Below are 25,956 nucleotides of genomic sequence, written 5' to 3' on the forward strand. Positions count from 1 at the left end.
AAACGACGAATACCTTGCCTGGCCTCACGGCGCCGGGCACTGCCCTCGACTTATTTCGTCATCACGTCGGCTCCGGACCGCTATCGGTCCTCGATCCGCGCCACCAGAATCTTGTGTGCCATGCCGCCGCCGAGCGCGAAGCGCGTCTCGCCGCGGCCGACGACCAGCCCGCTGCCCTGGCGCTGGCGCACGACCAGCTCGCTGCCGACGTTAAGGCCCAGCTCGGCCACGCGCAGCGCCATCGACGAACCGCCCAGGATGCCGACCACCCGGACGGGCTCGCCTTCGCTTGCCATCGCCAGCGGAAAGGCGCGGGAACGGTCGGGGCCATTCATGCCGGCACCTTTCTTTCGCGCGGCAGTGCCTTGCCCGTGCGGCGGCCGCGCGGCAGGCCGGCACCGGCCAATGCGCGCAGCAGGATGGCGATGGTGCTGCCGTTGTGCAGCGCCGAGGCCGCCACCGGCGTCAGCCAGCCGAAAGCGGCGGCCGACAGGATCGACGTGTTGAGGCCGACGGTGAGCTTGAAATTGCTGTCGATCAGCCTTTGGGTGGCGATCGACAGCGCCTTCGCGTCCGCCACCCGCGCGATGTCGTCCTCGAGCAGCGCGACGTCGGACGCCAGGCGGGCGACGTCGGCGCCGTTGTGCATCGAGATGCCGACGTGCGCACCGCTCAGCGCCGGCGCATCGTTGACGCCGTCGCCGACGAAGGCGATGCGCGCGCCCCGGGCTGCCAGCTCCTGCAGGATGCGGGCCTTGTCCTCGGGCATCAGCCCGGCGTGGAATTCGTCCAGCCCCAGTTCGCCGGCCATCGCCCGGGCGCGCTCGGGATGGTCGCCGGTGAGCATCAGCACCCGCTTCACGCCCAAGCGCCGCAGCCGCCGGACGGTGGCGGCGCTGTTGGCGCGCAGGCTGTCGCGCAAGGCGATGACGCCGAGCAGTTCGCCGCCGAAACCGATGTAGAGCAGGGTCTTGCCGTCCAAGTGCAGGCGCTCGATGGTGTCGCGATGCGCCTGCGTGCCGATGCCTTCGTCGTCCTCGACGAAATGGCGCGAGCCGACGACGATGCGCCGCCCGTCGATGATGCTGGCCACGCCGTGGGCGACGATGAACTCGACCTCCTTGTGATCGAAGTGCTGCGGATGATCCAGCCGGCGCGAAGCCTCGACCACCGCCAGCGCGAGCGGATGGAAGTAGTGCTCTTCCACCGACGCCGCCAGGTTGATGAGGTCTTCGGGCGAATAGCCCGGCTTGAAGGCGACCGAGTCGGTCACTTCGAGCTTGCCGGTGCTCAGCGTGCCGGTCTTGTCGAAGACGAAAGTGTCGGCCTCGGCCAAGCGTTCGAGCGCCTTCGCGCCCTTGACCAGCATGCCCGACTTGCCGGCCTCGTACATCGCGGCCTTGAAGGCGACCGGCGTCGACAGCTTCAGCGCGCAGGAATAGTCGGCCTGCAGCACCGCCGCCACCCGCTGCCAGTCGCCCGACACCAGCCAGGTAGCGCCGGCCAGGCCGAGCACCATCGGCACCAGGCGGTCGGCCATGCGCGAGGCTTCGAGCTGGGTGGCGCTCTTGGCCGCCAGCGAATGCTCGACGAAATCCGCGATCCGCGCCGCCGCGGCCTGGGCTCCGACCCGTTCGGCATAGATGCGCAGGCGGCCTTCCTCGACCAGCGTGCCCGACAGCACCGTGTCGCCGCGGCGGCGCGCGACCGGCACGCTTTCGCCGGTCATCGTCGCCTCGTTGACCATCGCCTCGCCGCCCAGCACCGTGCCATCGACCGGAATCACCCGCCCGGTGGCGGCGATGACGGTATCGCCCACCCGCACTTCGGCGGCGTCGAGCTGCTTCTCCACGCCGTCGCGCTCGACCCAGACCTCGCCCACGTCCGGCTTCAGCAGATGCTTGAGCAACTCGTCGGAGCGGCGCTCGATCGAGGCTTCCAGGTACTCGCCCAGCGCGAGCAGGAAGGAGGTCATGTTCGCCGCGAGATAGTCCTTGCGCCCGATCGAGATCGCCACCGCCATCGCTTCGAGCACGTGCGAAGTCACGCCCTTTTCGAGGAAGTCGTCGACCGCCTCGCCGAGCAGCGGGATCGCCGTGCCCACCGCCACCGGTGCCTGCAGCCCCGGCTGCAGCGAGCGGGTGGCGAGCAGCGTGGCCGCGCTCAGCGCCACCGGCGCGGCGCTGGGTTCGTCGCCCTGCGCATGGCGCCGCAGCGGCGCCATGCGCAGGATGTCGAGCGCGATGCGGTCGGCCGTAGTGGCGGCCGGATCGAACTCGACCACCAGCGAACGGGCGGCCGGATTGACCCGCGCCTTGCTGACGCCGGCGATGGCCTCCACCGCCCGCACGATCGCGCGCGCTTCCAGCGGCGCCCCTTTGCGGCAGGTGTAGCGCCAGCGCGCCCGGCCACGCGTGGCGTGGACCGGTTCGAGCGCGGACATCCAGCCTGCATCCATCATGCGTCTCCGTGGCGCTCCGCTTCGACTTCGGCGCGGATGTCGGCCATCTGCTCCTTCATCTCCTCGAAGCCGCCGGCCACGCCGGAATACAGCTTCATCGCCGACTTCACGATCTTGCCGCGCAGTTCCTCGTCGCTCAGCACCCAGGCCGCGGCCGCGCCGATCAGCGCGCCGAGCAGGAACTGCTCGGTATTGCCGGTACGCAGGAAGGCCGGCATGTTCTGCAGGAAACCGCCATCGGCAGCCGCCTGCTGGGGCAGCGGGCCCATGCCTTGGGCGAAACCCTGGGCGAAGCCGGCTTCCATGCCGCCCGGCAGGCCGCTCGCCATGCCGTACTGCCCCCAGGACGGTGCTCCGTACTGCTGGCCATATTGACCGTACTGAGGACCATGCTGGCCATTCGGGCCGTACTGCGCATTGGGCGGCTGGCCGTACTGGCCCGGCCAGGCGTCGTCCTGCATCGCCTTCCTGCCGCGGCAGTGCTTGTTCTTCTTAGCCATCTTGCTTCTCCTGTTCGGCCTGCGCGCCGTCGCGCAGCAATCGTTCGATGATCAGCACGCCAGCCGCACCGACCGCGGCGGCGGCCAGCGCGCCGGTGTAATTCCGTTGACGGACCGCGGCTGCGGCCCGGGTGCCGGCAGCCAGTGCAGTGCCGCCCTGCAGCGCATGGCGCAGCACCCGCTTCAGTTCGGCCGGCGAGGGCGACGAAAGCTGCGCAGGGCGGTCCTGGAAGGCCGACAGGCAACCCCCGGCAACGAAACCCTGCACGAAGGTCGCCCCGCTGGCGCGAAGCGGCACGCCAATCGGCACCACGCCATAGGGCATGATCGCGTTTCTCATGATCCGGCGTCCTCCCCGGCTGCGCCGGGCTCGGCTTCAGCGCGTGCTGCGGGAGTGGCCTTTGCCTTCTTCGGCTTGGCCGCAGCGCGCGGCACACGCTTCCTGCGCGCCGGGGCCGGCTTCCCGGCCTGCTCCGATGCAGCATCGGCTGCTGCCACCGCAGGGGCTGCCCCGGCATCGGCTGCCGCAACTTCTTCATCTGCTACCGCTTCTTCGGCGGTCAGGCGCTTGCGCGCACGCGCCGAGGCATTCTCGATCGCTTCCAGGCTGGACACTGCGGCGCCGCGCAGCGTGTCCTGTGCCTTTTCCATGCCGGCACGGGCCTTCTCCACGCCGGCCTCGACGCCCGCCTTGGTCTTGTCGGTCCTGATCAGGCGGAGGGCAACTGCACCGGTCAGCACGCCAGCGACGAAAGGTAATAGCGGGAACATGTCAGTCCTCCTTGCGATGACGGCCGGTCCTGGTCTTCCACAGATAGACTCCTGCGCCCCCCGTCACCATGCCGGCCAGCATGGCGGGATGCGCATTGCGCAGAAGCGGACTGAAGATGCCGAGCGGCCCGGCATAAGGCCCGAGCTGCGAGAAGGCACGTTCGAGAAAATCGGACAGCGGGCCGTGGCGCACATAGGCCTGCTGCGGCGAGATGCCGTGCGCGGCGTGGTAGCTTTCCTGCGCCTGCGCCGCGACCGCGGCCTGGCGGAAGGCGGGCAGATGATGCTGCAGCGCCGCTGCCTGCAGGTTCTGGAACACCCTGCGCACTTCCGGCTCGGCGACCTGGTTCAGCAGCCAGGCATACATCTGCACGTTGGCGATTTCGCCGGCGACGGCGCGCTGGCAGTTCGCCAGCCAGGTCGGCTCGACGGTGGATTCCTGCGGGAAGGGATCGAGCGGACGCGGAATGCCGAAGCGTTCGCACAAGCCCAGCAAGGCGGTCACATGCTGTTCTTCCGAGCGCAGCACGTTGGAGAACGGCGCCCGCTCGCCGAAGGATTCGACCACGCGCGCATAGAAACTGCGGGCGGCATATTCGTCGTAGAGCGCGATCCTGACCGCCTGGTGCGCCACGGGGAACGGCGCCGCCGGGTCGATGCGCTGCGTGCGCAGGATCAGTTCGTCATAGTTTTGCATTGCCGGCCTCCAGATAGGCGTCGTGCAATATGCGTTCGAGAATCGCCGCGGCTTCCGAGTCGACACCGCCCAGCAGATCGATCCAGGCCCGCTCGGGAATCACTGCGGGGTCGTAATGCACGGTGCAGGATCGCGCCAGCAGATTGACCTGCACCGAAGCGACGCCGGGAATGCGGTCGAGCAGGGACTGGAATTCGCGCGCCTGCGCACGCGGCACGTCGATGGACACCGAGCGGCTCTCCAGCTTCAGCCGGATGCGCCCGCGAATGTGATGGGCGATACGCACATCACACAGAAAGACGCGCAACTCTTCGAACTCCGGCATTTCAATCTCCAGCCCTTCCACGTACTGCAGGCATCGCCACGCCAATGGGCCAAGGCCCCGCTTTCGTAATGAATCCACATGGAGGGTGTTGGCTGGCGAACTCGGCTGGCTACATGAACCCGATCCATTTGCAGAATCACTTTACGCCCCTTGCAGCGGGCGGCAATGACACACGTCAACTCCGCTCGAAACGGCTGGCCCGCGTTCAGAATTCCCACGCCACGCCGACATTGGCGATGTTGTGGTCATTGCCGCGCCCCTCAGCCGCTGGCGTTCTGGCGCAGATCAAAGCCTCATGCGGCCTCATCCATCGGTTCCTCGCAGCCCGTGCCGGCGTCCGGCCGCGGCCGCAGGAACACCGCGCCGAGGAAGACGGCGGCGAGCCCATAACCCAGCGCCCAGGCGGCCACGCTCGCCGCCTGCAGCCCGGCCACCGGCATCCCGGGCAGGCCCGCCGCCGCACGCGCCAGCGCCGCCGCGCCGATCGCCAAGGCGGCGACCGGCACCCATGGCCGCATATCGAGCTCGTAGCCGGAGTGGGTGCGTCCGGCGATGCACAGCACGCCGAAGATCGACAGGCCCATCGCGCCGACCGTCAGCAGGTGCAGGCCGGCGCTGGGCGCCACCGCCACGCCGAGCAGGGACAGGCCGATCGACCCGTAGCCGAGCGCCATCATCCAGTACACCGCGTACAACATGAAGGCCCAGCGCGTCAGCAGCGCGCGGCCGACGTGCCAGTCGTTGAGCAGGTTCAGCACCGCCGCGGCCGCGGCCAGCGCGATCCAGCCGGCAATCGGCGAACCCGGCAATGCGAACTCGGCCAGCGTATGGGCGGCGATGCCGAACACGGCGAGATTGCGCCGCGGCGGACGGGCTCGGTAGGCGGGCAGTTCGTCGTCGTCCTCGCCGGGCAGGCGCGGCCGTTCGCCGGCCACGGCATCGCCCTGCTCCGCCGCACGGCGCAGGCGCTCGGCGTCCAGCGCATCGTTGACGATGCGCATCGACACCCGGCTCATGGCGACGACGATCAGCACCATCATCGCGCCGGCGCCGGCCAGCACCCAGCGCATCGGGTACAGCCCACGCAGCACGTCGGCATGGAAACCGCCGACCGCCAGCCACATCGCCGCCAGCCCCCACAGGAAGGACAGGTGGCGCCGTTCCGGGTCGCGCCACAGCCGCGGCGCCACCAGCACGACGATCGCCGCCATGAAGCCGCTGTTGAGCAGCGCAGCCAGCACGGCCCCCCCTGCGCCCAGCACGCCGGACAGCCAGAACGCGAGACGCGCCGCCGCCCAGCACAGCAGCAGCACGAGCGTCACCCGCCGCCCGAAAGCCGGCGTCGCGGTGAACTCGGGCACCGCCGTCAGCACGAAACCGGCGACGGCGGCGAGGCCGAAGCCGAACATCAGCTCGTGCGCATGCCAGACGATCGGGCCGCCCGGCACCTCGGGCAGGCCGATGCCGGTGGCGAGAAAACCCAGCCAGCCGAGCAGCAGCGCGACGCCGTACAGCGCGGTGGCGAGGAAGAAGGAACGGAAACTGCACAGGAACAGCGGTTTCGCCGCCAGCCGGTCGAAGCTCGTCATCGCGCCCTTCACCCTCCGCAGCGGCTGGCACTGCGCGCCGGCGCCGGCTCGTGCGTCGCCACCAGGCGCAGCGCCGAAGCGAGAGGGGCGCCGGCCGGCATCCCCGTGGCCGGCGTTTCTGCGGCCTGCTCACCCGCCGCCGGATGGCCGGTCCCCGGATCGCCGGCCGCTCCTGCCCCTGTCATCAGCGGCGGCATACCGAAAGCATCGCGCACCACTGCGTTCTGCAGCAGCTCCGCGGTGTGGCGATAAACCCATGCGTCGTCGCGCTGCGCCGCGGGCACGTCAAGTTCGAAGCGGCAGACGATGCGCCCGGGTGCCGGCGCCATCAGCAGGATCGCGTCCGACAGCCGCACCGCCTCCATCAGGTCGTGGGTGATCATCAGCACGCCCATCGCGCGCGCGGCCTGGTGGCCCAGCAGCAGGCGGTAGAGCTCTTCCTTCAGGCCCACGTCCAGTGCCGAGAACGGCTCGTCGAGCAGCAGCAGGTCGGGCGCCAGCACCAGCGCGCGCGCCAGCGCGACCCGGCTCTGCATGCCGCCGGAGAGCTGGTGCGGAAACTTGTCGAGGTCGCGCGGCGCGAGGCCGAGTTGCAAGCCGATGCCGCGCGCGCGGCGGTGGCGTTCGGCGCGCGCGAGGCCCGCCGCCTTGAGGCCGAGCGCGATGTTGTCGAGCGCGGTCTGCCACGGCAGCAGGCGCGGCTGCTGGAACATGAAGGCGGTGGTGTCGAAGCCGTTGCTGACCTGCCCTTCCTGCACCGTCAGCAGCCCGGCGGCCAGATGCAGCAAGGTGGTCTTGCCGCAGCCCGAGGGGCCGACCAGCGCCGCCACTTCGCCCGCGGGCAGGCGGAAGCCGATGCCGGCCAGCACCTCGTCGCGGCCGAACGCATGGTTCAGGCCATCGACGCGCAGTTCGCGCGGGCGGGTATCCGTTGGACGGGACGCGCTCATCTGCCCTGCTCCCGCCAGCGCTCCACTTCGCGCTTGATCGGCTCCAGCACCAGGTATTCGACCGCCAGCAGCAGGCCGACCACGGCGGCGATCCAGGCCATCGTCGCCGCGGTGTCCAGATGCGAGCGCGACACTGCCAGCGCCGCGCCGACGCCGTCCTGGGTCGCCAGCAGTTCGGCCATCACCACGACTTTCCACGAGGTGCCGAGCGCGGCGATCCAGGCCGGAAACAGGTAGGAAACGACGTGCGGCAGATAGACGTCGGTGAACATCATGCGGCGCGGCAGGCGGAAGGCCTCGGCCATGCCGCGCAACTGGTTGTCCAGCGTGCGCGTGCCCTGCAGCGCGCCGATGAAGATCACCGGAAAGGCGGCGACGAAGACGGTGAATACCGGCGTGCCGTCGCTGGCGCCGAACCACAGCATGGCCAGCACCAGCCAGGCGATCGGCGGCGTGCCCATCAGCACGGTGACGAGCGGGCGCGACATCATCGAGGCGGTCATCGACAGCCCCGCGAGCAGCCCGAGGAAGCTGCCCGCGACCAGCGACAAGGCATAGCCGCTCATTGCCCGGCGCGCGGTGGCGGCCAGTTCCGGCCAGGCCGCGCCGCTTTCGATCAGGCCCAGCAGCGTGGCGAAGGCCGAACGCGGGTCCGGCATCACCAGCGGGCCGTAGATCAGGCTGACCGCCTCCCAGGCCGCGAACAGCAGCAGCAGGCTGGCGATCGCGCCCCAGCCGCTCCACAGGTAGGCGGGCAGTCCGGCCGCCCAGGCACGCAGCAGCCTCATCGCGCGGCGCCGGCTCCGCCGTAGAAGCCGTCGTCGGGCAGCTTGCCGCCGATCAGTGCCGGATTCTTGCGCAGCAGATGGCCGAACATGAACTCGAGTTCGGCGCGCGCCTCGGCGACCGGCACCGCTTCCAGCTGGCTGACGGCGATCGAGTCGGCCACCGCTTCCGGGCTCAGCATGTCGATGCGGGCGGCCACCGCCCTGCCACAGGACTCGGCGTTGGCGCGGCACCAGGCGAGCGAGCGGGCGTATTCGGCTTCGATGCGGGCAATCACGTCCGGGCGCTCGCGCAGCGCGCCCATCACCGCGATGCCGGCCTGCGGGATGCGGGCCGGGCGTTCGAACACCCGCCCCCACTCCTGCTGCAGATCGACGCTGCGGTACAGCTCGGGCGCGATCACGCTGAGCGGGAAGGAGCCGGTCTTGCGCAAGGCCATCGACACCGCCGGCTCGGCCAGCAGCGCATGGTCGACGCGGCGCATCACCAGCAGTTGCATCGCATCGATCGGGCTGGCGACGTAGCGCAGGCTCAGATCCTTGCGCACATCCAGGCCCTGCTGCTCGGCCAGCAACTGGAAGACGATGTCCGGCATGTCGCCGCGGAAAGGCATCGCCAGCTCCTTGCCGCGCAGGTCGGCGAGCGATTTCAGCGCCGGATCGCGCGACACCAGCCACAGCACGCCCCAGGTCGACACGTTGAGCATGCGCAGCCTGGCGCCGCGGTTGTAGAGGTTGGCGGCAACGTTGCTCGGCATCGCCAGCACGTCGGCGCGGCCGTCGAGCGCCATCACGCGCAACTGGTCGGGGTCGCGCCAGGGCACGAACTCGACCACCTCGGCGAGGTCGGCCAGGGCGCCGGAGTCGACCATGTGGATCAGCGGGTTCGACACCGCCGCCGAGGGGCCGGCGAGCGTCAGCTTGGGCAGCTTCTGCGCGCTGGCGGTGCCGGTCACGGCCAGGAATGCGAGCACCACGCAGATGTGCAGCAGGATCCGGCTCCAGCCGGGCAGACGGGGGCGTGGTGCTTGCATGTCAGAAACTCCCGGAAAGACTCAATGTTAAACCCCGGCCAGGCGCAGCCAGTTCCTGGCCGGAAATGCCGTCGGTCAGGTGTTCGTGGTAGCGCTTGTCCGCCAGGTTGTGCAGGCCGACGGCGGCGGTGGCGCCATTGAAGAAGCCGACCGGGCCGAAGCGCCAGCCCAGCTCGGCGTCGGCGGTGACGAAGCCGGAGGTGGCATCCTCGGTGCCGTTGGAGAAGCGCGTCGCGATGCGGTCCTGCTCCGCCACCGCACGCAGCTGAGCATGCCAGTAGAAGCCGCGCTCGGCCGGCTGGCCGATGCCCAGCCGCAGTTCGGGCGCCGGCATCTGGTACAGCGGCTCGCCGTCCTGGTGGTTCTTGCCGCGCAGCCAGGTGAAGCCGGCATCGGCGGCGAAGGCGCCGACCGGTGCGCGGACACTGCCTTCGACACCGTAGATGGTGACCTTGTCGAGGTTCTCGGTGCGCTTGAGCGGCAGCCCGGAACCCGCATGCGTCGCCCCGGTGACGCGGCCGGCGATGTAGTCGTCGATGCGGGTGTAGAAGGCCGCCAGCTGGTATTCGATTCCGCCTCTGGCGGCGCTCTTCAGGCCGAGCTCGACGCTGGTCGACACTTCCGGGTCGAGCTGCGGGTTGCCGACGTGGTAGTAGCCGTCGCCGCGCGCCGAATCCTCGAAGCGTTCGCGCATGTCGGCGGCACGGTAGGCGCGGCCGAGATTGGCATAGACGTTGAGGGTTTCGCTCAGCGGATGGATCGCGCCGAGCGACCAGGACAGGTTGTTGTCGGTGCTGTCGAGGCCGCTGGTCTGCGCCGCCGGCCCCCAGCCCTTCTGTCTGGCGTCGCCCTTGACGCGGTCGTAGCGCGCGCCGGCGACGATGCGGCTGCGGCCCAGCTCGAATTCGTCCTGGACGAAGACGCCGATCGCCTCGATCTCGCCGTCGGCGAACGGATCGTTGCGCTGGTTGTTGTTGAAGAAAGGCGGGTTGTTGTCCATGTAGCGCTCGGGATCGCCCTTCATGCGCCAGGTTTCGGCGCCGACCGTCAGCAGATGGCTGCCGCCGACCGGGAACATGTACTTGGCCCGCAGCCCGTCGGTGGTGAAGGTGACGTCGTTGCGCACGTAGTCGCGTCCCAGCCGCTCGGCGCGGGCGCGGATCTGGCGGAACACTTCCTGGCGATAGACTTCTGCCGACAGCTGCCCCTCACCCAATCTGGCATCGACACCCAGTTCGTAGAGCTCGCGGCGCTGCTCGGGCGAGTGGATGGTGGCGACGCCGAGCGGCGGCGGAATGCCCGCTCCCGTGCGCGCCGAACCGGGATACCAGACGTCCTTGTCCTCGTGCCGCTGCAGGTTCAGCCGCAGGCTGATGTCGTCGCCGAGGCGGTGGCGATATTTGGCCAGCAGGGTGTTGGAGTCATAGCCGGTGCGGTCCTCTCGGCCGTCCGGGCTGCGGTAGTCGCCGATGTCCCGCCCGGCGGCACCCAGCACCAGGGCATGGTCCGCATTCGAGCGCTGCACCAGCAGCGCGCCGGCGACGCCCTTGTCGACGCTGCTGAAGCGCAGGCCGGCGCGGCCGCCCATGCGTTCGTCGGCGCTGAAGGCGGCGTCGGGCGTCAGCATGTTGACCACGCCGCCCATCGCCCCGCTGCCATGCAGCACCGAACCCGGCCCCTTCACCACTTCCACGCGGTCGAGCAGGCCGAGGTCCATGAAGGAGGCGATCGCGCCCTGAGGCTGGGCGGAATTGACCCGCAGGCCGTCGACCATGACGACCACGCTTTCCCGCTTCAGCCCGCGCAGCACCGGGTTCTGCCCCCAGGCGCCATCGGACTGTACCGCCAGGCCCGGTCCGCCACGCATCAGGTCGCCGAGCACCTTGGCGCCGCTCGCGGCGGGGCGCAGCACTTCGATCGCCTGCGGCGTCTCGAGCGCGTCGCCGGCATAGCCCTTGGCGGTGACGACCTGCTCGCCGAGCAGGGTTTCGGCATGCACGGCAAAGGACGGGATCAGGGACAAGGGGACAGCGAACAGGCCCAGCATGGCCAGGCACAGCTTGCGCGGACGCGACTTCATGGACGGCTCCATCGGGCAGTGAGCTGGCTGGCGGCGGCTGGCTTGCTCGGGATGACAGGAATCAGGCTGATGCAACGATAGCTGAATAGGAATCACTACCGTTTGATTCCGGTCAAATCCGCATCTTCAGCGCCCGGTCACACGCGCTCGATCTTACTTCTTCAGCTTCGGGCAACCCTTGCAGGGCTTGTCCTTCTTGCAGCACTTCTTCTTGCTCATGATCTTGCTCCCGGGCCATGGGCCCCATGACGGCGATCGATCAATGCAGTTGTGAGCCCGCTTCCGGAGTGGGCGAGGACTCGCTCAACATGGCGTACGCACGCCAGTCATCGACCAGCCTGGATGCGCACTCGCGCACGCAGCCGGCCATCCTGGCATCACTGCCGATCACCGCCAGATGATCGGCAATGGCTTTCGCCACCGCCGGCGACTGCCGCGCCGGAAAGCGCGACAACAGCTGCAGCACGGCGGCGAGCGCCAGCTCGGGCTGGTTCGGGTAGGCCAGCCCTTCGTCCGGCGCGGCCGAAGCCGCGCCGCGACGGTGACGGGATGCCAGGGTGCTCACATCCGCACCGCGTAGTATTCGACGACCTGCTGCACGTCGACCGGGAACGGCACTTCGTCCGGCGACGGCGTGCGCGTCACGCTGGCGGCGAAGGCGGCTTCGTCGAAAGCCAGCCATTCGGGGCGGGTCAGCGCCGGCTCGGCGAGCGCCTCGGCCACGATCGGGATGCGGCGGCCGCGCTCGGTGAGCTGGATACGGTCACCCGGCTTGACGCGGATCGACGGGATGTTGACCGAGCGGCCGTTCAGCAGCACGTGCTTGTGGCGCACCAGTTGGCGGGCAGCGACAGCGGTGGGCGCGAAGCCGGCGCGGAAGACGAAGTTGTCCAGGCGGCGCTCGAGCAGTTCGAGCAGCTTGTCGCCGGTCGGGCCGCGGTCGCGCTTGGCTTCGCGGAACAGGCGCTGGATCTGCTTCTCGGTCAGGCCGTAGTTGAAGCGCAGCTTCTGCTTCTCGATCAGTTGCACGCCGTAGCCCGACTTGCGCTTCGGGCGCTGGCCGTGCTGGCCGGGCGGATAGTTGCGCTCGCCGAGCGACTTGCGCGACAGGCCGGGCAGCTCTGTACCGAGCGCACGCATCACTTTCAATCGGGGGCCGGTGTAACGGGACAAGATGATCTCCTTCGATCAGTTCTGCAATGATGAAATGGTTGTGGCGGAAGTACGCGGGCGAGACTGAGCCGAAGTCCATGCATCGCTGCCGGCGCTCGCACCGCCCGGATGGCGGGGATGGGATATCGCCTGGTCGAGTTGTTCGCACGATGCCATCAGGTCCTCATCCATCGTGCTGGCATCGAGGCAGCGCAGCAGCAGCCCGGCCTGATGGGCGGCACGGGGACAGCCGGTCTCGAGATAGCGCGACACATGCGCGAGCACGCCGGCAAGCAGGCGCGTCTGCTCGAGGACTGGATCCCTTGCCATGAGGCACCTCCGAATTATGCGAATCGTTCTCAATATCATTCAATTCCGGAATCCTGTCAAGACTCCGGCATCTTTCCTCCATACGCTGCCCGGCGAAACGGGACGGCGAAATTTACATGGCCGGCCAAAGCGATGATAATGGAAGTCGTTCTCATTTTCTCGAACTCTGCCGGAATCACTACCCATGCGCCTGAAACTCCTCGTTGCCGGCCTGGCCGCGGCTGCCCTTTCCCTGCCCGCCGTCGCGCAGAAGACCGTCACCCCGCAGGAGGTGCTGAACCACTACGGCCAGCTCGTCCACGCCAGCTATGCGGACTCCGCCACCACCGCGCAGGCCATGAAGAAGGCCATCGATGCCTTCGTCGCCGCACCGTCCGAAGCCGGCCTGCTCGAAGCCCGCAAGCGCTGGCTGGAAGCGCGCGAGTGGTACGGCCAGACCGAGGCCTTCCGCTTCTACGGCGGCCCGATCGACGGCGAGGACGGCCCGGAAGGCCGCATCAACGCCTGGCCGATGGACGAGGCCTATGTCGACAGCGTGGAAGGCAACCCGGGTGCCGGCATCATCAACGACCGCAGCGTGAAGCTGGACGCCGACACGCTCGCCGGGCTCAACGAAAAGGACGGTGAAGAGAACATCTCCACCGGCTGGCATGCGATCGAGTTCCTGCTATGGGGCCAGGACCTGCGCGCCGACGGACCGGGCGACCGCGCCTGGACCGACTTCGTCGACGGCAAGGCGCCCAACGCCGACCGCCGCCGCACCTACCTGAAGATCGTCACCGACCTGCTGGTGCAGGACCTCGAAGACCTCACCCAGGCCTGGGCACCGGGCGCGCAGAACTACCGCGCCGAATTCGTCGCCGATCCGGCCAGCCTGACCAAGGTGATCTCGGCGCTCGGCATCCTCAGCCGCGCCGAACTGGCCGGCGAGCGCATCGAAGTCGCGCTCGATTCGCAGAGCCAGGAAGACGAGCATTCCTGCTTCTCCGACAACACCCACCGCGACGCCGTCACCAACGCGCTCGGCATCCGCAACGTCTGGCGCGGCGAATTCCGCCGTGCCGACGGCTCGCTGCTGCAGGGCCCCTCGCTCAATGCGCTGGTGGCGGAAAAGGACAAGGCGCTCGCCAGCGAAGTCGATGCGCGCATGAGCGCCAGCCTGGAAGCCGCCGAAGCCATTCCCGCGCCCTTCGACCAGGCCATCCTGGCCGGCAACCCGGGACGGGCGAAAGTGGAAGCCACCGTCGCCAGCCTGAAACGCCAGACCGAGAGCCTGGTGCAGGCGGCCGACGCGCTGGGCATCAAGCGCCTGAACACCGCGCTGCCCGAGTGAGCCGGCCTGCCAGCCCCGACGAAGGCGCCCGCTGCCGGCGCCGCCCGCATCAGCACTCACAGCCGCACCGCCGGGGCAGCAGCGCCGGCGATGCGGAAACGAATCGATCGATGTCACTCAAGCTCAGCCTGCGCCGCGCGGCGCTGGTGGTGATGGCCGCGAGCCTGCCCGCCTTCGCCGCAGTGGCCGATGCCGTGGCGGCCGATTTCGAACCCGGCGAGGACCTGCCGGGCGGCGACACCACGACCAGCGACCAGGGCCGCAATGCCTTTTCCTATCCAGCCGCCAACCTGTCGGTCGACCGCCAGACGCCGTTCTTCATCGGCAATTCCTTCTTCAGGAAGAACTGGGTCGAGGCGCCCGCCTCCACCACCGGACGCGACGGCCTCGGCCCCCATTTCATCGCCCGCGCCTGTGCGGGCTGTCACATCCTCGACGGCAGGGGCGCGCCGCCACCGGCGCCGGACGGCGTCAACACCGAACAGCCGGTCGGCCTGCTGTTCCGCCTGTCGATTCCGGCCACGCCGGCACAGCCCGCCGGCAAGGACGGCGTGGTGCCCGAGCCGAGCTACGGCACGCAGTTCAACAACGCCGCCGTGGCCGGCGTCAAGGCCGAAGGCGCGGTCGAGATCCGCTACGTCGAACAGCCAGGCCGCTTCGCCGACGGCACGCCCTACTCGCTGCGCAAGCCGGTCTACCGGCTGCACGAACTCGCCTACGGGCCGCTGCATCCGGACACCCGGGTGTCGCCGCGCATCGCCCCGGCGGTGATCGGCCTCGGCCTGCTGGAAGCGATCCCCGAGGCCGATCTGCGCGCGATCGCCGCGCGCCAGGCGGAAGAAGGCCGCGGCATCTCCGGCCGCCTCAACCGCGTCTGGGATGCCGGCAGGCAGGACTGGATGGTCGGCCGCTTCGGCTGGAAGGCCAACGTCTCCACCGTCCGGCACCAGACCGCGGGCGCCTTCCATGGCGACATGGGCATCACCAGCACGCTGTTCCCGCACGAGGAGTGCATGCCCGCCCAGACCGACTGCCTGGAACGCCAGCAGCGCGAAGCCGGCTGGCGGCGCGAGCGCAGCGAACCGGATGTGGACATCGACGACCGCGCGCTCGAACGCACGGTGTTCTACACCACCACGCTCGCCGTGCCCTCGCGCCCCGACGCCCGCGACCCGCAGGTGCTGGCCGGCAAGCGCCTGTTCCACGAAGCGCAATGCGCGAGCTGCCACGTGCCCCGGCATGTGACCGGCGAGTCGCCCGGCTTCCCGGAACTGTCGAAACAGACCATCTACCCCTACACCGACCTGTTGCTGCACGACATGGGCGAAGGGCTGGCCGACGGCCGCCCCGACTTCGACGCCGACGGACGCGAATGGCGCACGCCGCCGCTGTGGGGCATCGGCCGGGTCAGGACGGTCAACGGCCACACCTTCTTCCTCCACGACGGCCGCGCCCGCAACCTGATGGAAGCCGTGCTGTGGCACGGCGGCGAAGCCGAAGCCGCCAGGGCGCGGGTGCTCGGCTTCAGCCAGGCCGAGCGCGACGCCCTGATCCGTTTCCTGGAGTCGCTATGAAGCAGCGCCTTTCCCTTGCCCTCGCATCCCTGCTCGCCGCCGCGCTGCTGTCCGCGCCGGCCTCCGCAGCTGCACCGGCGCCCTTCGTCAGCCCGTCGGCCTGGATGTCGGCACTCGGCCAGCAGGTGCTGGCGCCCGGCTATGCGGAACTGGCCCGTTCCTCGGCCACGCTCGCGCAGCGCGTCGACGCCGTCTGCAGGCAGCCGGGCGACGGCACGCTCGACGCCGCACGCGACGCCTGGCGCCAGGCCGCGCTCGAACTGCGGCGCCTGAGCGCGCTGCCTTACGGCCCGGCGCTGGAAAGCCGCATCCTGCGCCGGCTCGACTTCTGGCCCACCCGCCCGCCGCAGATCGAATCCTCGCTGCGCGGCCGCACCGCGGGCACCTTGCCGGACGAACGCATCGGCGTCACCGCCAAGGGGCTGCCGGCGCTGGAATACCTGCTGTTCGACCCGGCCCGGGCGTCGCTCGCCACCGACGCCGCGGCCTGCGGCTACGCGAGCTGGCTGGCGGCCGACGCCGCCCGCGACCTCGACGCGATCCTGCCCGCCTGGCAGGACTGGATCGCGAGCCTGGAGGAAATCGACGAGGAAAGCGAAGCCTCGATGATGAGCGACAGCGTGAACATCCTGATCGGCGGCATCGACACGCTGCGGGTCAAGTACCTGGAAAAACCCGCACGCAAGCCGGCCGAGCGCAGCGGCTTCGATGCCTGGCGCAGCGGCGGGGAACGCAGCCACCTGCTGGCCCTGTTCGACGGCCTGCGGCTCGGCCTGCAAGGCCGCGAGGGCCTGCCGGGGCTCACCGCCATGCTGCGCGGCCGCGGCCTGCTGGTGCTCGCCGAGCGCTTCGACGCCCAGATCGCGCTTGCCGGGGATGCCCTGCAGGCGCTGCCGGCCAGCCCCGGCGAGGATGGCGGGGCCGCCATCGCCCGCGCCATCGAGGCGCTGGCCGTGCTGCAGGGGCTGCTCGCCCACGATGCCGCGGAACATCTCAAGGTCCGGGTCGGCTTCGGAGACAACGATGGCGACTGAGCGCTCGCGCCGCCGCCTGCTCGCCGGCCTCGCGGCGCTGTCCTGCGGCGGACTCGCCACCCGCCCGGCCCTGGCCCGGGCCGCCGCCTGCGCCCGCGCCGATACCGGCGCGCCGCCCGGCCTGCTGACCTGCTGGAGCGATTCGCCGGCGCGCCCGACCGAATTCCATGCCGGCCTGCTCGGCACCGCTTCGCCGGCGCTCGCGCTGCCCGCCCGCGGCCACGACATCGCCTGGCATCCGTCGGCGGACGGCAGCGCCGTGGTCGCCGCCCGCCGCCCCGGCGATTTCCTCGTGCGCTGGCATGTCGCCACCGGCACCGAACTGGCGCGCTTCGAAGCCGACGACGAGTCGCGCTTCGAAGGCCACCTCGCCTTCCGTCCGGACGGCCGCGTGCTCTACGCCACCGAGACCGACCTGATCACCGGCGACGGCCGCATCGGCGTGTTCGATGCGCTCAGCCTCGAACGCCTGGACGCCTGGCCCTGCGGCGGCATCGGCCCGCATGCCGTCGAATGGATGGCCGACGGCCGCCTGGCCGTCGCGGTCGGCGGCATCCTGACCCTGCCGGAAACCGGCCGCGTGAAGCGCAACCTCGCCAGCATGGACCCGTCGCTGGCCTTCATCGACCCGGCCGACGGGCGGCTGCTGTCCCGCCACCGTCCGCCGGACGCCTTCATGAGCGTGCGCCACATCGCCCAGGACGCGCACGGCAACATCGCGGTGTCGATGCAGAACGAAGGCAGGGCCGGCCGGCCGCTGTTCGCGCTGCTCGACGGCGAACGGCTGCGCTACGGCGAAGCCGACGCCGGCCTGATCGAGCGCTGCGGCGACTACGCCGGCGACATCGTCGCGCTCGACGGCGGTTTCGCGGTGAGCTGCACGCGTGCCGGTGTGACCGCGGCCTGGGATGCCAAGGGCCGGGCCGGCACGGTTTTCGATACGCGCCGGGTATGCGCGATGACCACGCACGGCGATCGCCTGCTCGTCACCGGCGACGCAGGCGACCTGTGGCAGTTCGACGCCGCCGGCGCACGCTGCGCCCGTCACTGGCAGTTGCCGGTGGCGCTGGACAACCACGCCAACCCGGCTCCTGCAAGAACCTGAAAGCCGGCCCCGCTGAAGGCCTGTGCCGCGCCAGGGCATCGCCCATACGCATCCGTACCTTTTGCCGCCATGCCCATTCCTGCGCCCACCGGAAAACCGTATCATTCACCTGCTCTCCCCAGCAGGGCCAGGGCGGACTCGGGCGGCGGCCTTGCGCCGGGGCAGCCAGAGCGTCCACCCCGCCGGTGCGCGGAGAGGGAATCGGAAACGGGAACCGCTGTACTCATTCCTAATCAATAGCCCGTTTCTCACGATGGGAGTGGAAAAAGAATGTCGAATGCCTACGCAGTCGGTCTGGACAAGAATCCGGCCAACTATGTCCCGCTGTCGCCGCTGAGCTTCCTGGAGCGCACGGCAATGGTCTACCCCACCCGCACCAGCGTTGTACACGGTTCGCGCAGCTACACCTGGAGCGAAACCTATGCCCGCTGCCGCCGGCTCGCCAGCGCGCTGGTCGCCCACGGCGTCAAACGCGGCGACACCGTGGCGGTGATGCTGCCCAACGTGCCGCCGATGTTCGAGGCCCACTTCGGCGTGCCGATGGCCGGCGCCGTGCTCAACACCCTGAACACCCGCCTGGACCCGGATGCCGTCGCCTTCATGCTCCAGCACGGCGAGGCCAAGGTGTTGATCACCGACCCCGAGTTCGCCGCCATCGTCCGCCCCGCGCTCGATCTGCTCGAAGGCGACAAGCCGCTGGTCATCGACGCGCTCGACGACGAATACCCGGGCACCGAGCGTGTCGGCACCCAGCTGTACGAAGACTTCCTCGCCGGCGGCAATCCCGAATACCGGTGGAGCCTGCCGCCCGACGAGTGGGATGCGATCGCGCTGAACTACACTTCCGGCACCACCGGCAACCCCAAGGGCGTGGTCTACCACCACCGTGGCGCCTATCTGAACGCTGCCTCCAACATCATCAGCTGGGGCATGCCGCAGCACTCGGTATATCTGTGGACGCTGCCGATGTTCCACTGCAACGGCTGGTGCTTCCCCTGGACCATGGCCGCCAATGCCGGCGTCAACGTCTGCCTGCGCAAGGTCGACCCGGCGCTGATCTACGAGCTGATCCGCAGCCAGAAGGTCACTCACATGTGCGGCGCGCCGATCGTCTACGGCATGCTGATCAACGCCCCCGATCAACTGCGCGCCGGTATCGAACACAGCGTCGCCGGCCTCATCGCCGGCGCCGCGCCCCCGGCGGCGATCATCGAAGGCGCCGAACGCGTCGGCTTCGACATCACCCACGTCTATGGCCTGACCGAAACCTACGGCCCGGCCTCGGTCTGCGCCAAGCATCCGGAATGGGACGATCTGCCGATCGACCGCCGCGCCGAGCGCAACGGCCGCCAGGGCGTGCGCTACCACATGCAGGAAGGGCTGACGGTGATGGACCCGCAGACCATGGAAGTCGTGCCCGCCGACGGCGAGACCATGGGCGAACTGATGTTCCGCGGCAACCTCGTCATGAAGGGCTACCTGAAGAACGAGAAAGCCACGCAGGAAGCCTTCGCCGGCGGCTGGTTCCACACCGGCGACCTGGGCGTGCTGCAGCCTGACGGCTACGTGAAGATCAAGGACCGTTCGAAGGACGTGATCATTTCCGGCGGCGAGAACATCTCCTCGCTGGAAGTCGAGGAAGTGCTGTACCGCCACCCCGCGGTGCTGACCGCCGCCGTGGTCGCCAGGCCCGACGAGAAGTGGGGTGAAGTGCCCGCCGCCTACATCGAGGTCAAGGACGGCGCCGGCATCACTGCCGACGACATCGTCGCCCACTGCCGCGAACACCTGGCACGCTTCAAGGTGCCCAAGTACATCGAGTTCTGCGTGCTGCCGAAGACATCCACCGGCAAGATCCAGAAGTTCGCGCTGCGCGAAATGGCGAAATCCAGCTCGGCGATCGAGTAAGTTCGCGATGCCCGTGCTGGCGGTTTACCCCGCCGGCACGGCTGAGTTCGCAGTTGTGATCGATGGGTTTCGCTTACGCTCTACCCATCCTACGGTGCTGCCTGCAATGGGAGCGTAGGATGGGTAGAGCGTAGCGAAACCCATCATGCATCCAACGCAAAACGGCACCTACCAGCCCAGCCCCTTCCTCATCCCCAGCAGCACCGCCATGCCGACGATGAAAGGCAGCCAGGGATTGCGCCAGCGCAGCGCCACACCGATCACCACCAGGCCGGCGGCGAGCTTCGGATTCAGCAGGGACAGCTCGTTGCCGTCGAGCAGCAGGTCGGGCATCACCAGCGCGGACAGCGCCGCCGCCGGGGCATAGCGGAGGGCGCGCTGCAGCACCGGCGGCAGCCGGCCCTTTTCGCCCAGCAGAATGAAACTGCCGCGGGTGCCGACCGTCGTCAGCGACATCAGCACGAAGGCCAGCCACAGCCACACGCCTTCGATCATGCCGCCCCCCTGCGCTGCTGCCAGCGTTCGGCGACGAAGCCGGCACCGATTCCGATCACGATGCCGGCCACCACGCCGAGGCGCAGCGGCAGGCCGCGCAGCAACACGGCGCCCAGCCCGCCGGCCAGCGCGGCAACCAGCATCGGCCGCGTGCGGACCATCGGCAGCACCATGACCATCAGCGCGATCGTCACCATGAATTCCAGCGACCAGTCGTGCGGCACGAATTCGGCGCCGAACACGCCGAAGGCGACGAAGAGCTGCCACATCACCCAGTTGAAGATGGACGGCGCGATGAAATAGCCCCAGCGCCATTGCGCATCGCCGGACTTCAGCGCCTTTTCGGCGCAGATCGCATACACGCCATCGACGAGCAGGTAGCTCGATGCCAGGCGCTCCGCCCCGCTGCGCCCCGCGAACAGGGGCGCGATGGACGCGCTGAAGATGATGAAACGCAGGTTGAGCGCCAGCGCCGTGAGCATGATCAGCCACAGCGGCGCGCCGGCGGCGATCAGCGGCAGCGTGCCGAGCTGGGCGGTGCCGGCATAGACCAGCAGGTTCATGCCCAGCGACTCGATCTCGGACAAGCCGATCGAGCGCATCGCGATGCCGGTGACCACCGCCCACGGCACCAGGCCGACCGACAAGGGCAGGAAATCGCGCACCCCTTCCCGGGCACCGTGACGAAAAGCGGATTCCATCGGAACCTTCTCAAAAGCAGTGAAGGATAGCAGCCCTATGCCGCATGCGGCGGGCAATCCTGGCCGGGCTGGCCCGGCAGCAGGGGCCCGGAGCCGAGCCAGGCAGCGAACGCCGCGGCCGGCATCGGCCGCGCGAACAGATAGCCCTGCCCGTCGTTGCAGCCACGCTCGCACAGGAAAGCCAGTTGCCCGTGATCCTCCACGCCTTCGGCGACGGTCTTCAGCTTCAGGATCCGGCCCAGGTCGACGATCAGGTTGACGATCGCGGCATCCTCGGGGTCGCTGGCCAGATCGCGGACGAAAGCACGGTCGATCTTCAGCTTGTCGATCGGGAAGCGGCGCAGATAGGCGAGGCTGGAATAGCCGGTGCCGAAATCGTCGATCGCGATGCGCAGGCCGAGCGCCTTGAGCCGGCGCAAGGTGTTCAGCGTCGTGCCCGAACCATCCTGCACCAGCAGGGATTCGGTCAGCTCCAGTTCCAGGCATTCGGCCGGCAGGCCGGTTTCGCGCAGGATGCGGCCGACCATTTCCACCGGATCGCCGCGGTGGAACTGCAGGGCCGACACATTGACCGCCATCACCGCCAGTTCCAGTCCCTGGTCGTACCATGCCCGGGCCTGGCGGCAGGCCTCGCGCAGCACCCATTCGCCGATCGGGATGATCAGGCCGGACTCTTCCGCCAGCGGGATGAAGCGCGCCGGCGGCACGCTGCCAAGCTCGGCGCACTGCCAGCGCAGCAGTGCCTCCGCGCCGACCACCCGACCGGTGGCAAGCTCGACCTGGGGCTGGTAATGCAGTTCCAGCTCGCCCCGCTGGACGGCCTGGCGCAGGTGGCTCAGCATCACCAGGCGCTCGTGCGCATCGGCATTCATCTGCGCGGTGAAGAAGCGGAAGGTGTTGCGGCCGCTCGCCTTGGCCTGGTACATCGCAGTGTCCGCGCGCAGCAGCAGGCTGTCGAAGTCCCCGCCGTCGTCCGGCTGCAGGGCGATGCCGATCGAGCAGGAGCAGGTCAGCGCGCGGCCGTCGATGTCGCAAGGTTCCTGCACCGTCTCGATGATCTTCTGCGCGATCGCCGCGACCGCGCCGCGATCGCGCAGGCCCGGCAGCACGACCAGGAACTCGTCGCCGCCTTGGCGGCTGATGGTGTCGCTTTCGCGCAGGCAGGACGGCAGCCGCCGGCCGATCTCCTGCAGGAAACGATCGCCCACGCCGTGACCCAAGGTGTCGTTGATGATCTTGAAATGGTCGAGATCGACGAACAGCAGCGCCAGCAGCGTCTGCTCCCGCACCGCCAGCGCCATCGCCTGGTCGAACCTGTCCCGTGCCAGCATGCGATTCGGCAGGCCGGTGAGCGGATCATGGGTCGCCGCGCGGCGCAATTGCGCCTGCGTCTCCCGCAACTCGCGCAGGTCGACGTCGACACAATACATCTCCGCCTCGCCGCGCTCGTTGCGCAACATGGTGTGGCAGCAGAACACCGGGATCAGTTCGCCGTCCCGGTGGAGCAGTTCGAGTTCGCCGGACGGAATCGGCTTGTCCTTGACGACCCAATCGTCGTGCATGCGGATCGCTTCGTCGCGGAAGGCCGGCGGAATGATCAGCTCTTCAAAGCGCCGGCCCAGCGCCTCTTCGCGCGAATAGCCGTACAGCGCCTCGCTGGCGGTATTCCAGAACACCACCCGTCGATCCGCATCGTATCCTTGCACGGCAACATTGTTCAGGTCCTCGAACAGGCGGCGGAAGCGCTGCTCGCTGCTCTTGAGTCCGGTGATGTCGCGTACCACCGCGATCACGCCGACGAACTTCCCATTCTCGTCGGTCATCGGCGACAGCTTGGCGCTGTACCAGAACCGCCCGCCTTTCATATCCAGGGCATAATCGATCGGCTGCGTCGAGCACTCGTCGCGCACGCGCTCCAGCGCCCGGCCGATTTCGGCCGGCATGCCCATCTCGTCGGCCGTCCTGCCCATGAAATGCTCGGGCGGCATCAGCTGCGCCGAGTGATCGGGATAATAAGCATCGGCGAAGCGCAGCCTGTCGTCGAACACGAAGATCAGGTCGTCGAGCGACTCCAGCATTCGCCGCAAGCGCGTGGCGAGGTTGCGTGCCTTGGCATGCGAACGCTCGATGCGCACGAATTGCTCGCGCATCAGGACATGGAGCAGAAGCCCGGTGGCAAGGACGAAGCCTGTGCCTTTCCAGGCCTGCAGCCTGGCGTAGACGCCGGCATCGGCCGCAAGCCACAGCGCGATGGCGTCGGACAGCCCGATCCACAAGCCTGCCGCCGCCATGTAGGGTACGACGATCCGCAACGCACGTCCGGTGGAAGGCGCGACACCCAGCCATTTACAGTTCATGTTCCGCAAACCATTGAATCCGCGTACAGCTTGACGGCTGATACCGGATCCGTCGCGGTAAAACTGCACGAGTCATGCAGCGCCGGCGCGGGCAGACCGCTGCCAGCCTGGCGCGTGGCGCAGTTCATGCCGATTTGCATTCAATGGCCAAACGATGTCCGGTCCGTGAGCGGGGCCGATCGGACAATTTCCATACTTTCGAACGCGGCTGCGGACTGGTATCAGTCCTCGCCGAGGATCCGGAAAGCGAGCGTGGGCGCGGTGAAGTCTTCCGGCTGGGCGCCGAGACCGATCTCCCCTGCCCCATACAGCACACAACTGTCGCGGCGCAGCATGACGGGAGTAGAGGAGCCGGCAAAGCGCACCCAGCTGCCATTGCTGCTGAAGTCGGTGAAGGTGCACTGCCCGCTCGCCCATTCGATGCGCGCATGCCGGCGCGACACGCGGGGGTCATCGACGGCAAAGCCCGCGCCTTCGCCACGCCCGACGATCAGCGGCCCTTCGCCCGAATACAGCACCGTCTGCTGGTCCAGCCGCTGGATGTCGATGCGCTGGATCGGCTGGCGGTCTTCCAGCAACAGGTTGAAGTCGAAGCTCGCGGCCAGCGTCGATTCGGCGGTACGCGCCCAGTCGACGCGCCACACCCGCATCGGCTCGGCCTTGCCCTTGATCGTGATGCGGTCCAGGCTCTGGCACGCCAGCCGCTGGGCCTCCGGCAGAGCGTCGAACGCCGCCTCGCCGATCAGCGTCTCGCCCGGCTGGGCGCGGTCGCTGAGCCGGGCGGCGACATTCACCGCATCGCCATAACAGTCGCCATCGTGCTCGACGACGGGCCCCCGCTCGACGCCGGTCTTGACGCCGAGCATGCCGCCCTGCGGCAGTCCGGGTACCTGCTCGCGCAGCACCTCCTGCATGCGCGAGGCAGCTTCGACGGCGGCGAGCGTGTTGTCGAACAGCACCAGCACGCCATCTCCCAAGTATTTCACGAGCTGACCGCCCGCGAGCGTGAGATGGCGACCGATGGTCTGCGTACAGCGCGTGACGAGCCGCGTGGCAATCATGTTGCCCGCCGATTCAAAAAGACCGGTACTCCCCGTCAGGTCGGCAAATACCACGGTCCTTACCGATTGCTTCACACCTCTCCCCGCAGTGGATCATCGAAGCCGCACGGGACAGGACACTCCTTGCCGGCGCGACGAGGGCTCCTGCCCATGCAGAAAGACAGGATGCTAGCAGCCTGTCGGACTTGAAGCCGGCGAACGGCGTACCGGCAGGCGGGTTTTCATGATGTGAAAAATAATCGGCATTTCAGAGCCGAAAGCGCCTTTTTCGCGTGAAATCGCCATGCTCCTGTCGTTTTTTCTCACTGCAGACGCAATGCGGCCATGCGCTTGAAGTTCCACGCGAGGCAGACCAGCGTCCATTCGTTGCGCACGTTGCCAACACCGCGCAGCAGGAACTGACGGAAACCCATCACGGACTTGATGATGCCGAACACCGGCTCGACGGTCTGTTTTCGCAGCGCGTAGGCGGCGCGACCGGCCTGGGTCTTGAGGGCGTGCTTCATCTGCTCGACGTGGGAGGTGGGCGTCGCGAGCGGTGCGGGCTCCTCGAAGCGGCTGCGCCAATCCGGATGATGCGCATCGCGCCCCACGGCGATCAGCGGCTCGACCCCGGCGTCGTGGCAGTGCTGGACGTTGCGTTCGCTGTAAAAGCCGGTGTCGGCCAGCAGCCGCGTGGGTTGATTGAGCCCATCGGGCAGTGCCTGGATGCACTCGAGCATCGGCGCGACCTGCTCCTTGTCGTTACCGGCGGTGGTGATGTGGGGCGCCACCACCAGCATCGATTCGGTATCGACCACGGCTTGCGCGTTGTAGCACTGCTCGAAACCACCGCCCGCCACCTTCATGATGCGCGAGTCTTCATCGGTCAGATTGATCTGATCCTCGGCCTGTGGCCCCGTCTGCGGGGGCTTGGGGGGCTTGCCACCGGGCTTCTTGCCCGTGCTCGCCTGCTTGGCCTTGCGCTTGGCCATCTTCGCCTCGTACTCGGCTTGCTCGCGCTCGAAACGTTCCTTCGCGCGGGCCTCGATCTTGGCTTTGGCCGTCGCGATGGCCGCCAGACGGTCTTCGCGCCGCTTGATCTCCGCCGGCAAATCCACCCCCTCAGGCACATTGCCTTGATCGGCGGCCTCGGCCAGCTTGAGCATCTCCTGCACCTCGGCTTTGAGCTGCGCTTCGATCTTCTGCGCGTGCCCGTAAGACAGCGCACTGTGCCGGGAGGCGTTGGCGTGCAGCTTGGTGCCGTCCAGGCTGACCGTGCCAAAGCGTGAGAGCTGGTTCTCGCGTGCGACCTGCAGCACTTGCACGAAGAGCTCGGCGAACTGTTCGCCGAAGCGGCGCCGGAAACTCGCCAGGGTGTCGTGGTCCGGGTGCTGGTTGCAGGCGATGAACCTAAACGCCAGCGAATCGTAAGTCGCCCGCTCGATCCGGCGGCTCGAATGCGTCCCCGTCGCGTAGCCGTAGATCAGCAGCGACAGCAGCATCGCCGGGTGGTAGGCATCGCTCCCACGCCCCGCATACGCCCGCTCCAGCGCCGACAGGTCCAGCGCCTCGACCACGTCGACCACATAGCGCGCCAGGTGCGTTTCGGGCAGCCACTCCTGTACCGAGGGCGGCAGCAGGTAGTCCGTTTGGCGGTCGATCGGGCGGAAGCGGCTCATGCTCTCAGGATCCGGGGGCGATGCGGCATTTTACAGGGGGTAGTCCGACAGGC

General features: G+C 68.6%; 25 protein-coding genes. 5 read left to right on the forward strand and 20 right to left on the reverse strand.

Annotation, left to right across the window (positions count from 1 at the left end):
* Positions 1–80: 80 nt before the first annotated feature.
* From ACNQFN_RS19475 to ACNQFN_RS19545, 15 genes are all read right to left on the reverse strand, one after another.
* Positions 81–335 carry a FeoA family protein gene (locus ACNQFN_RS19475; protein ID WP_068635930.1) on the reverse strand — a complete coding sequence of 85 codons (255 nt, stop codon included), beginning with the start codon at positions 333–335 and terminating at the stop codon, positions 81–83.
* Positions 332–2,461: a heavy metal translocating P-type ATPase gene (locus ACNQFN_RS19480; protein WP_418647317.1), complete on the reverse strand. Its 2,130-nt coding sequence runs from the start codon at positions 2,459–2,461 to the stop codon at positions 332–334. Before ACNQFN_RS19480 ends, ACNQFN_RS19475 begins: the two co-directional genes overlap by 4 nt.
* A complete protein-coding gene (locus ACNQFN_RS19485) occupies positions 2,458–2,961 on the reverse strand; it encodes a hypothetical protein (RefSeq protein WP_418647318.1) in 504 nt (167 codons plus the stop codon). Before ACNQFN_RS19485 ends, ACNQFN_RS19480 begins: the two co-directional genes overlap by 4 nt.
* A complete protein-coding gene (locus ACNQFN_RS19490) occupies positions 2,954–3,301 on the reverse strand; it encodes a hypothetical protein (RefSeq protein ID WP_174524514.1) in 348 nt (115 codons plus the stop codon). The genes ACNQFN_RS19485 and ACNQFN_RS19490 overlap by 8 nt, the downstream gene beginning before the upstream one ends.
* A complete protein-coding gene (locus ACNQFN_RS19495) occupies positions 3,298–3,732 on the reverse strand; it encodes a hypothetical protein (protein WP_068635933.1) in 435 nt (144 codons plus the stop codon). Before ACNQFN_RS19495 ends, ACNQFN_RS19490 begins: the two co-directional genes overlap by 4 nt.
* Before the next feature lies 1 nt (position 3,733).
* Positions 3,734–4,429 carry a ferritin-like domain-containing protein gene (locus tag ACNQFN_RS19500; RefSeq protein WP_418647319.1) on the reverse strand — a complete coding sequence of 232 codons (696 nt, stop codon included), beginning with the start codon at positions 4,427–4,429 and terminating at the stop codon, positions 3,734–3,736.
* Entirely contained in the window at positions 4,416–4,754 is a 339-nt protein-coding gene (locus tag ACNQFN_RS19505) for an HMA2 domain-containing protein (protein WP_418647320.1), read from the reverse strand. Before ACNQFN_RS19505 ends, ACNQFN_RS19500 begins: the two co-directional genes overlap by 14 nt.
* Before the next feature lie 293 nt (positions 4,755–5,047).
* Positions 5,048–6,343: an NnrS family protein gene (locus tag ACNQFN_RS19510; RefSeq protein WP_418647321.1), complete on the reverse strand. Its 1,296-nt coding sequence runs from the start codon at positions 6,341–6,343 to the stop codon at positions 5,048–5,050.
* 8 nt (positions 6,344–6,351) lie between these two features.
* Entirely contained in the window at positions 6,352–7,293 is a 942-nt protein-coding gene (locus tag ACNQFN_RS19515) for an ABC transporter ATP-binding protein (RefSeq protein WP_418647322.1), read from the reverse strand.
* On the reverse strand, positions 7,290–8,081 hold the full coding sequence (locus ACNQFN_RS19520) for an ABC transporter permease (RefSeq protein ID WP_418647323.1): 792 nt from the start codon (positions 8,079–8,081) through the stop codon (positions 7,290–7,292). Before ACNQFN_RS19520 ends, ACNQFN_RS19515 begins: the two co-directional genes overlap by 4 nt.
* Positions 8,078–9,112, reverse strand: coding sequence for an ABC transporter substrate-binding protein (locus ACNQFN_RS19525; RefSeq protein ID WP_418647324.1), 1,035 nt, complete (start codon positions 9,110–9,112; stop codon positions 8,078–8,080). The genes ACNQFN_RS19520 and ACNQFN_RS19525 overlap by 4 nt, the downstream gene beginning before the upstream one ends.
* Before the next feature lies 1 nt (position 9,113).
* Positions 9,114–11,192, reverse strand: a complete 2,079-nt coding sequence (locus ACNQFN_RS19530) for a TonB-dependent receptor (protein WP_418647325.1) — start codon at positions 11,190–11,192, stop codon at positions 9,114–9,116.
* A 259-nt stretch (positions 11,193–11,451) separates the two neighbouring features.
* A complete protein-coding gene (locus tag ACNQFN_RS19535; protein ID WP_418647326.1) occupies positions 11,452–11,757 on the reverse strand; it encodes a hypothetical protein in 306 nt (101 codons plus the stop codon).
* On the reverse strand, positions 11,754–12,365 hold the full coding sequence (rpsD, locus tag ACNQFN_RS19540; RefSeq protein ID WP_418647327.1) for a 30S ribosomal protein S4: 612 nt from the start codon (positions 12,363–12,365) through the stop codon (positions 11,754–11,756). The genes ACNQFN_RS19535 and rpsD overlap by 4 nt, the downstream gene beginning before the upstream one ends.
* Positions 12,366–12,380: 15 nt before the next feature.
* Positions 12,381–12,674: a hypothetical protein gene (locus ACNQFN_RS19545; RefSeq protein ID WP_418647328.1), complete on the reverse strand. Its 294-nt coding sequence runs from the start codon at positions 12,672–12,674 to the stop codon at positions 12,381–12,383.
* 184 nt (positions 12,675–12,858) lie between these two features.
* Here ACNQFN_RS19545 and ACNQFN_RS19550 point away from each other — a divergent pair, with 184 nt between their 5' ends.
* The 5 genes from ACNQFN_RS19550 (at position 12,859) to ACNQFN_RS19570 (ending at position 19,628) form a co-directional block, all read left to right on the forward strand.
* Positions 12,859–14,007 carry an imelysin family protein gene (locus ACNQFN_RS19550; RefSeq protein ID WP_418647329.1) on the forward strand — a complete coding sequence of 383 codons (1,149 nt, stop codon included), beginning with the start codon at positions 12,859–12,861 and terminating at the stop codon, positions 14,005–14,007.
* A gap of 110 nt (positions 14,008–14,117) precedes the next feature.
* Entirely contained in the window at positions 14,118–15,581 is a 1,464-nt protein-coding gene (locus ACNQFN_RS19555) for a di-heme oxidoredictase family protein (RefSeq protein ID WP_418647330.1), read from the forward strand.
* Entirely contained in the window at positions 15,578–16,615 is a 1,038-nt protein-coding gene (locus ACNQFN_RS19560; RefSeq protein WP_418647331.1) for an imelysin family protein, read from the forward strand. The genes ACNQFN_RS19555 and ACNQFN_RS19560 overlap by 4 nt, the downstream gene beginning before the upstream one ends.
* Positions 16,605–17,720, forward strand: coding sequence for a DUF1513 domain-containing protein (locus ACNQFN_RS19565; protein WP_418647332.1), 1,116 nt, complete (start codon positions 16,605–16,607; stop codon positions 17,718–17,720). Before ACNQFN_RS19560 ends, ACNQFN_RS19565 begins: the two co-directional genes overlap by 11 nt.
* A gap of 270 nt (positions 17,721–17,990) precedes the next feature.
* Complete coding sequence (locus ACNQFN_RS19570; RefSeq protein ID WP_068635946.1) at positions 17,991–19,628, forward strand: acyl-CoA synthetase; 1,638 nt, start codon at positions 17,991–17,993, stop codon at positions 19,626–19,628.
* A gap of 168 nt (positions 19,629–19,796) precedes the next feature.
* Here ACNQFN_RS19570 and ACNQFN_RS19575 read toward each other — a convergent pair whose 3' ends face one another.
* The 5 genes from ACNQFN_RS19575 to ACNQFN_RS19595 form a co-directional block, all read right to left on the reverse strand.
* A complete protein-coding gene (locus tag ACNQFN_RS19575) occupies positions 19,797–20,123 on the reverse strand; it encodes an AzlD domain-containing protein (RefSeq protein ID WP_418647333.1) in 327 nt (108 codons plus the stop codon).
* A complete protein-coding gene (locus tag ACNQFN_RS19580; RefSeq protein WP_418647334.1) occupies positions 20,120–20,824 on the reverse strand; it encodes an AzlC family ABC transporter permease in 705 nt (234 codons plus the stop codon). Before ACNQFN_RS19580 ends, ACNQFN_RS19575 begins: the two co-directional genes overlap by 4 nt.
* Positions 20,825–20,859: 35 nt before the next feature.
* Entirely contained in the window at positions 20,860–23,181 is a 2,322-nt protein-coding gene (locus ACNQFN_RS19585) for a putative bifunctional diguanylate cyclase/phosphodiesterase (protein WP_418647335.1), read from the reverse strand.
* 221 nt (positions 23,182–23,402) lie between these two features.
* The gene (locus ACNQFN_RS19590; RefSeq protein WP_418647336.1) at positions 23,403–24,317 is read right to left on the reverse strand and encodes an adenylate/guanylate cyclase domain-containing protein; all 915 of its coding nucleotides are present in this window, start codon (positions 24,315–24,317) and stop codon (positions 23,403–23,405) included.
* A 227-nt stretch (positions 24,318–24,544) separates the two neighbouring features.
* Positions 24,545–25,903, reverse strand: a complete 1,359-nt coding sequence (locus ACNQFN_RS19595; protein WP_418647337.1) for an IS1182 family transposase — start codon at positions 25,901–25,903, stop codon at positions 24,545–24,547.
* Between the last annotated feature and the right edge of the window lie 53 nt (positions 25,904–25,956).

Source organism: Thauera butanivorans (assembly GCF_048398245.1).
In the GTDB taxonomy this organism is placed as follows: domain Bacteria; phylum Pseudomonadota; class Gammaproteobacteria; order Burkholderiales; family Rhodocyclaceae; genus Thauera; species Thauera butanivorans.